The 7,097-nt window shown below is 59.2% G+C and carries 6 protein-coding genes; 2 read left to right on the top strand and 4 right to left on the bottom strand.

All coding sequences use genetic code 11. The annotated features are described in order from the left end of the window. Positions 1 to 178: 178 nt before the first annotated feature. Together AC3VI7_RS01545 and AC3VI7_RS01540 are read left to right on the top strand one after the other, a co-directional pair. Positions 179 to 1,483 carry a DNA cytosine methyltransferase gene (locus AC3VI7_RS01545; protein WP_489669848.1) on the top strand — a complete coding sequence of 435 codons (1,305 nt, stop codon included), beginning with the start codon at positions 179 to 181 and terminating at the stop codon, positions 1,481 to 1,483. After that, positions 1,473 to 2,567: an ApaLI family restriction endonuclease gene (locus AC3VI7_RS01540; RefSeq protein ID WP_489669849.1), complete on the top strand. Its 1,095-nt coding sequence runs from the start codon at positions 1,473 to 1,475 to the stop codon at positions 2,565 to 2,567. Before AC3VI7_RS01545 ends, AC3VI7_RS01540 begins: the two co-directional genes overlap by 11 nt. A gap of 84 nt (positions 2,568 to 2,651) precedes the next feature. On the opposite strand, the gene dsbD is transcribed toward AC3VI7_RS01540, so the two are convergent. From dsbD to AC3VI7_RS01520, 4 genes are all read right to left on the bottom strand, one after another. Beyond that, positions 2,652 to 4,631: a protein-disulfide reductase DsbD gene (gene dsbD / locus AC3VI7_RS01535; protein WP_489669850.1), complete on the bottom strand. Its 1,980-nt coding sequence runs from the start codon at positions 4,629 to 4,631 to the stop codon at positions 2,652 to 2,654. 44 nt (positions 4,632 to 4,675) lie between these two features. After that, a complete protein-coding gene (locus AC3VI7_RS01530) occupies positions 4,676 to 5,602 on the bottom strand; it encodes an FAD:protein FMN transferase (protein ID WP_489669851.1) in 927 nt (308 codons plus the stop codon). Positions 5,603 to 5,676: 74 nt separating this feature from the next. Then, positions 5,677 to 6,843, bottom strand: coding sequence for a DUF3570 domain-containing protein (locus AC3VI7_RS01525; RefSeq protein ID WP_489669852.1), 1,167 nt, complete (start codon positions 6,841 to 6,843; stop codon positions 5,677 to 5,679). Further along, positions 6,830 to 7,072 carry a DUF4266 domain-containing protein gene (locus AC3VI7_RS01520; RefSeq protein ID WP_489669853.1) on the bottom strand — a complete coding sequence of 81 codons (243 nt, stop codon included), beginning with the start codon at positions 7,070 to 7,072 and terminating at the stop codon, positions 6,830 to 6,832. The genes AC3VI7_RS01525 and AC3VI7_RS01520 overlap by 14 nt, the downstream gene beginning before the upstream one ends. Positions 7,073 to 7,097 lie beyond the last annotated feature (25 nt).

Here is a 7,097-nt window from a genome sequence, read left to right as displayed (position 1 = left end):
TCAACAAGGACGGCAGCAAGATCTATCAGTACCTCAACTTCAACCAAATTGAAGAGTACGCCGACGTGGCCAAGGGTGTCACAGCCTAAGGACGGTTAAGTCCCCAACGTCAAAAGCCCGCCGAGGGAAACTTCGGCGGGCTTTTTTGTGGCTGCAACCCACTGGTACGATTCGCAAGATGAGCCCAGAGCACCTCGTTTTGTCTTTATTTTCCGGGGCCGGCGGTTTTTCGTATGGCTTTGCTCAGGCGGGGCTCAAGCCCTTGTTTGGCGCTGAAATCGACCGTGACGCATGCATCAGCTACGAACTGAATGTTCATAGCCCTTGCCATGCCATGGATCTTGGGACCGTTGAGCCCACCGTTCTCAAAGACATGGCAGGTGGACGTAGCCCCTTCGCGATCATCGGCGGCCCACCCTGCCAAGGGTTCAGCACGGCCGGCCCACGCAAGGCTGCCGACCCACGTAATCGGCTTATCTTTAACTACCTCGCCATCGTTGAGGCGTTATCTCCTCGGTGGTTTATCTTCGAAAACGTCGAAGGACTCCTGACCTCTGGAGGCGGTCAAGACTTAGCCCGACTGGTGCGGGCGTTCATTGCGCTGGGCTACACCATCCGCTTGGAAAAAGTGAATTTAGCCTCCTACGGCGTGCCACAAACCCGCAAGCGGGTTTTGATGATTGGTAACCGTATGGGTATTCGCTTTGAATTCCCCCCAGAGCTGCGTTCCTACGACAGCGGTAAAGCCAAGAAGCTATCTGGGCTGCCCATGGCACCTACCTTGGATGAGGCAATTTCTGGGCTGGGTCCTGCCAGCTACGACAAGGGTGCCGTGGTTGGTTATGCATCGGCGAAACCCGTCAATGCATTTGATGCCTTGATGCGTCAAGGCCATGCGATGCGGGGCGTCACACAGCATATTCAGAACCTGGATACGTCGGACAAAACGTCGATGGAACTTCTCAAGCCCGGTCAAACCATGAAAGATCTGCCCCCGGAGCTTTGGCACGATAGTTTTAAGCGTCGAGCCAACCGCAGGGTATCGGACGGCACCCCGACAGAAAAGCGTGGCGGAGCACCCTCTGGCATCAAGCGGCTCCATGGCAATCGACAGTCATTGACGATCACGGGAGCTGCCTCGCGGGAATTTATTCACCCCACAGAACACCGGCCGTTGACCATCCGCGAATGTGCGCGTATTCAGACTTTTCCCGACGGGTATCAGTGGGAAGGCAACAGTGCCAGCGTGATCCAACAGATTGGCAACGCAGTCCCGCCGATGGCGGCAGGCATTCTGGCTAGGCATCTTCAAAAGGTTGACGGTCGCTTCGGTTCCGAGCTTCAACAAAGTTGCAAAGTCGGACGACCCGGACTTTTGGGGTTTTTACTCACTGAGGCATACGGCATGAGCCCGGCCCTCAAAATCACACAAGCCCTGCTAACAGGTGTTGCTCAAGGGAGTTTGGCATTCGATGAACAATAAACCAAGACGGCTCAGCGCAGAGAAATCGCAGCAACTGACAAGGCTGTTAACAATCAGCAAGACGGCCACGATGAACGCCGTCATGAATCCCGAAGAGCTTGCCAAAGTCATCGCTTTGGTTGCTTTTGATCTCAGGAAATCCGCTGAGATGGCCGAGGCTTTTCCCCACCTCTGGAGCAAGATTGGTACGAACTCAGATTACTACGCTTTGAATCCTAGATGGTTTACGGAGACTTCCGGCACCGTGAGTACCTACGACGTAGTGGACTTGCTGAATTTTGGCGAGTCTCTCGATGAGGACTTTCTGACGTACCTCAAGTGCCTGGCCGAACTGCACAAGCGTCGCAGAAAGTACGGCTTGATCCTACAGCGTCAACCTATGCCAACCATGGTGCAGGTATCGCCAAGGTCGTTGATGGAGTATGGAAGCCATTTCCAACCAGAAGCCCTCGCATCTTGGCTGACTTGGCGAAAATTTTTCTACGATTTGGACAACCGATCTGCCCAAGAAACAGGCTATTTGTTTGAGCCCATCCTTGCTGCGGCTATCGGAGGAGAGTCCAAGTCCGCTCGTGAGAAAGTCGTTCGGCGAAGCCAAGACAGTACCAAAGGTCGGCAGGTGGACTGCTGGAAAGTACTTCCTGACGGTACAGCACTGGCCTACGAATTAAAGCTACGGGTCACCATCGCTGCCAGTGGTCAGGGACGTTTTTCAGAGGAACTCGCCTTCGCTGAAGACTGTCGTACATCGGGGGTCAAACCTGTCCTCGTCGTCTTTGATCCTACAGAAAATGAAAAGCTCACCGATCTACAAGCTGCCTATCGTCGCGCGGGTGGCGATGCGTATATCGGCGACGAGGCTTGGAAACACCTTGAGAGTGAAGCGGGACCGACGATGGCAGCGTTCATTGAACGGTACGTGCGCCAACCTGTTAGAGCAGTATCAGATGTGGCGTTTGGACTCCTCGACTTGATGGCAAGGATGGAGGGTGATAGCCTGACGCTTTCTGTCGGGGGGTATGAGCGTCGCATTGAGCGACACGAAGACCCCACTCTCGGCGACGATGACATGGACGACGAATAAGTCCCCCCGCACACAACCCACAAAAAAGCCCCGCGATAAGGCGGGGCTTTTTGAGGTCAAGCGAGATGAATAATCAGTCGATCATCAGATCCCCGCTTGGCCCAAGCTTTGGAGGAATTGATCGGCCGGTTGATAGCCGATCACGTGAGCGCCTGCCACTTCTTGGCCCTTGGCATCAAAAAAGATGATGCCGGGGGGGCCGAAGAGGCCGAAACGCTTCATCAGCGCCTTGTCATCGGCCGTGTTGGCGGTGACATCGGCTTGCAGCAGCAACACGCCGGCCAGCTTGGCTTGGACGCGCGGATCGTGGAAGGTGAACTTCTCGAATTCCTTGCAAGCCACGCACCAGTCGGCAAAGAAGTCGAGCATCACTGGCTTGCCAGCTGTCGCCAGCGCAGCGTCGAGCTCGGCCACCGACTTGACGCGCTTGAAGCTCGGGCCCTTGGCCACGGCAGCACCCTCACCGGCAGCGCCAGCGTGGCTGCTGCCAATCAGGTGAGCCAGCGGCTGCATCGGGTCTTGACCGCCCGAAAGCGCGCCCAACAACTGGGTACCACCGACGATGGCGATGATGATGCCCAGCCCCTTGATGAAACGTGAACCGCCCGTGGCATGCAGCGGCAGGCTGTCAAAGGCGTGCATGAACGAAGCGCTCACCAACAGCAAGGTCGCCCAAGCCATCATCAAGAGCCACGTCGGCAGCACCGGGGTGATCATCCAAATCGCCACAGCGATCAGCATCACGCCGAAGAAGCGCTTGACGCCGTCCATCCAGCCGCCAGCTCGCGGCAGCAAGGAGCCGGCCGACAGGCCCACCAGCAGCAACGGGGTGCTCATGCCGCAAGCCAGCGCAAACAGCGCCAAGCCGCCCAAGAGCACGTCCTTGGTTTGGCTGATATAGACCAGCGCGCCCGCCAACGGAGCCGCCACGCAAGGGCCGACGATCAGGGCCGACATGCCGCCCATCAGGAACACGCCGATGTAGCTGCCACCTTCGATCTCGCTCGACTTTTCAGTTAACCGAGTCTGGATGAAGCTGGGCATTTGCAGCTCATAAAAGCCAAACATCGACAGCGACAAGGTCACCAGCAACGCACCAAAGCCCAACAACACGCCCGGCTTTTGCAGCGCAGCGGCCAAACCTTCACCGGCCAAACCAGCGGCCACACCGAAAGCGGTGTAGACCATGGCCATGCCCAGCGAATAAGCCACAGCCAACGTGAAGCCACGCAGACGCGAAACGCTCTCGCCTTGGCCGACGATGATTGAGGACAGGATCGGCACCATCGGCAGCACGCAAGGCGTGAAGGACAGCAGCAAACCGGCCAGCAGGAACACGCCCACGACGGTCAGCAAGCTGCCTGAGCGCAGCGCGGCGTCGATGCCCGAGCCTTCTGACTTCTTGGCCGCAGGGGTGGAAGCCGCTGAGGCTGCGACTGCGGCAACTTGAGGTGCCGCAGCGACCGGGGTTGTGGCCGAACCCGTCAGCAACTGAGCCGATGCGCTGGCAGCGGGGTCGAAGCGAGCAGCTTCGTCATCGCTCAGGATCTGCACGCTGCTGAGCGCGCCACCCGTGCTGCTGACGCGCAACACTTGGGTACGCGGTGGGTAGCACAGGCCCTTCTCAGCACACCCTTGATAGCCCACGCTGAGCTTGAAGTCAGCGGTTGCGGCTTGCACGGGGATGCCCACAAGCAAAGTGTCGTGATAGATCTCGACTTCCTTGCCGAAGGTTTCATCGAACTTCTTGATCGCTGCCGGCAAGACCGGCTGGCCCAGCACCACCGACGACGGTGCGGCTTCGAAACTCAACCGTTCACGGTACAGGTGATAGCCCTTGGCCACCTCGATGCGCAACTCCACGGTGCGCGCATCGGCAACCCGGGCGCTCAGTTTGAATGCCTGATCGGGCTCCAAAAATTCTTCAGCGGCCTGCGCCGGCACAAGGGTTTGCAGCAACAGCAGCGTTAAGGTCACGGCTGCCATCAGCAGCCCTGTCAAACGCTGGCGTAGCCGCAGGGTCCATCCGCCCCCGGCGGCCCCCAGAACAATGCTTGGATTCATGGTTTTCTCGGTTGTTAACGAAGGTCTCTAAAGAACGATGGGCCTCATACACCCTCTTGGGTGAGATGACCCTCTTGATCAATCACCAGAAAGCCCACCCCCTGCCCACGCAGAAAATTCAGGGCATCGCCTTCCAGCAACATGGCGATGGTGGTCAAGGCCCCGGCGGCCAGACAGCCGGGGGCGACCACGCTGATTGAACGCCAATAGCTCACCGGCCAACCGCTGCGTGGGTCGAGGATGTGGCAATAACGCCGCCCTTCGTGCTCAATGCAACGTTCGTAATCGCCACTGGTGGCCAAAGCCCCGGTCGAAAGGTCGATCCCGGCGATCACCGCCCCCTCGACACGCGGATGCGCGATGCCCATGCGCCACGGCAAGCCATCGGACTGCGGCCCCAGCACCCGGATGTCCCCGCCCAGGTTGATGAAGCCGCTGGTCGCGCCCGCGTCGATGAGTCGGGTGGCGGCACGGTCAGCGGCGTACTCCTTGCCCAGCCCGCCGAAATCCAATTCCATGCCGCGCTGGGTGAGCAAGATCTGGCGCGACGCCTCATGCCACTGCACTTTGTCCCAGCCGATACAAGGCAGCACCGCCTCGATCTCCGCTTGCGTGGGTACGCGGCCGGTGCGGAAGTTCCACGCCCGCCGCAGCACGCCCGACGTCAGATCAAAACGCCCATGACTGCCCTGATAAAGCCGGGCGGCCAAGCTGAGCAAAGCCGCTGTCTCAGCATCCACCACCACCGCGCGACCACTGCCGGCGCTGATGTTGATACGCGACACCACGCTGTCAGCGCGGTAGCGCGAAAACTTGGCCTCGATGCGCCGCACCTCAGCCACCACTTCTTCCGCCAAGGCCCGCGCCCGCGCCTCGTCCAGCCGTGCTAGGCGCAGACGACACGGCGAGCCCATGGCCATGAATTCGAAACCGAACTCAGGCCCAGCTGGATGGCCTTCGGGCCGAACCATCTGGGATCTGGGCGATGAGGCAGCGTTCAACACGGTGTCGGTATCGGTAACGGTAACGGTGGTGGCATGGAAAGTCAGAAGCGGTAGCTTGCACCCAACTGGAGGAACGAGGCGTTGAACGGGTCGATGCCCGGAGAACCGGCCCCCGTCAGACGCCAACCTGCCATTTGTTTGTAGAGCTCGTACTTGGCGTCCAAGCTCCAGTGCTGGTTCAAGCGATAGTCCACCTTGGCACCCGCTGTGACCGCCCCAAAAGCCGACAAACGCTGATCCGCCGAGAAAAACGCCTGTCCTGACGGCGCTGTCCCCCCGGTCGGATCGAAGTAGAACGACGCTGCCCTTTGGGCGTAATAACGGGCACTCGGGGTGATGACGAGGCGCTCACCCACCGGGATCACATACGCCGTATCCACCGTATGGGCCTTGATGCCGTAGGTATCGCTGTAGTAGCGATAGCTGCTGCGCAGGGTGGTGCCCAAGGTGGGGAGGTGGTGATTCCAGCGCGCCAAAATCACCGTCGCATCGCGGGTCTCCGGGCGCTGCTCAAAGTTCTTATAGGGGTCATTCAGATAGCCATTGGCCATCTTGAAGGTCAGATTGACTTGCACCAAATTGAGCGGATTCCAAGCCTGAGTCATCCCCACGATGAAATCCATCGAGGTTTTCGTCTTGCCCACAGCCGCCAGATTGACCGAATTGATCGCATCGTTGGAGCCACCGATACCGGCGTTCCAAGTGGTGTTTTGATTTTCGCTGGCCATGCGGCCGTCGATGGACCAAGAGTCAGAGACGTAATCGTGCTCAGAGGAGTGCGCCATGCCCGTGCTGATGGCGGCACGATCAAAGTAATGCGTCACCTTCAAGCCAAGCTCTTCGCGGGTGTCATGCATGCCACCGACACCGTTGACCACCTTGGTGGCGGTCGAAATATCGGTGTGAGCGCGTGGTGTCGCACCCGAGACCTGATCGCGCACCAGCGTGCCATCCAAGGACCAACGCTCGCCCAAGGGGGCGATCAAGTTCAACGCAGCCGCACCCACGTGGATGCGATCCAGCCCGGGCTGCGAATCGTTGTAGTTGAGCCACTTCACCGACAGCGAAGCATGTTCCGGTGCCAGCTCGGCGTGCGCTGCTTGGGGCATCACCCCCGGCAAAGCCAAGGCCGCCAAGGCCAAAGCACCCAGCGGACGAGACTCAGCGCGCGCCGCCAAACCCTCGTTGTCTTTATCAGTTGCAGCCACAGCCACCTCCACCCACGCCATAACCACCCGATGCGTTTTCCTTGCTGCTGTAGATGTGCTGGACAAAGCCTTGATCAAGCGCGTCTGTCTCCATCGTCATTTCTTTCTTGGCCAGGTCGGCCTTTTCCCAAGGTTGGGGAGGCTGGAGCGTGCTGCACCCCGCCAGCAGCGCCACCAGCATCAAGCTGGCAACGCCTGAACGGCGCAGGCATGTCATCGAGAGGGTCATGGGGGGTCTCCTTGGATTCAGCTCG

This window comes from Leptothrix toolikensis (SeqCode) (genome assembly GCF_057922285.1).
Note: the sequence above shows the minus strand (reverse complement) of the source record. Positions and strands in the feature narration are given on the sequence as shown.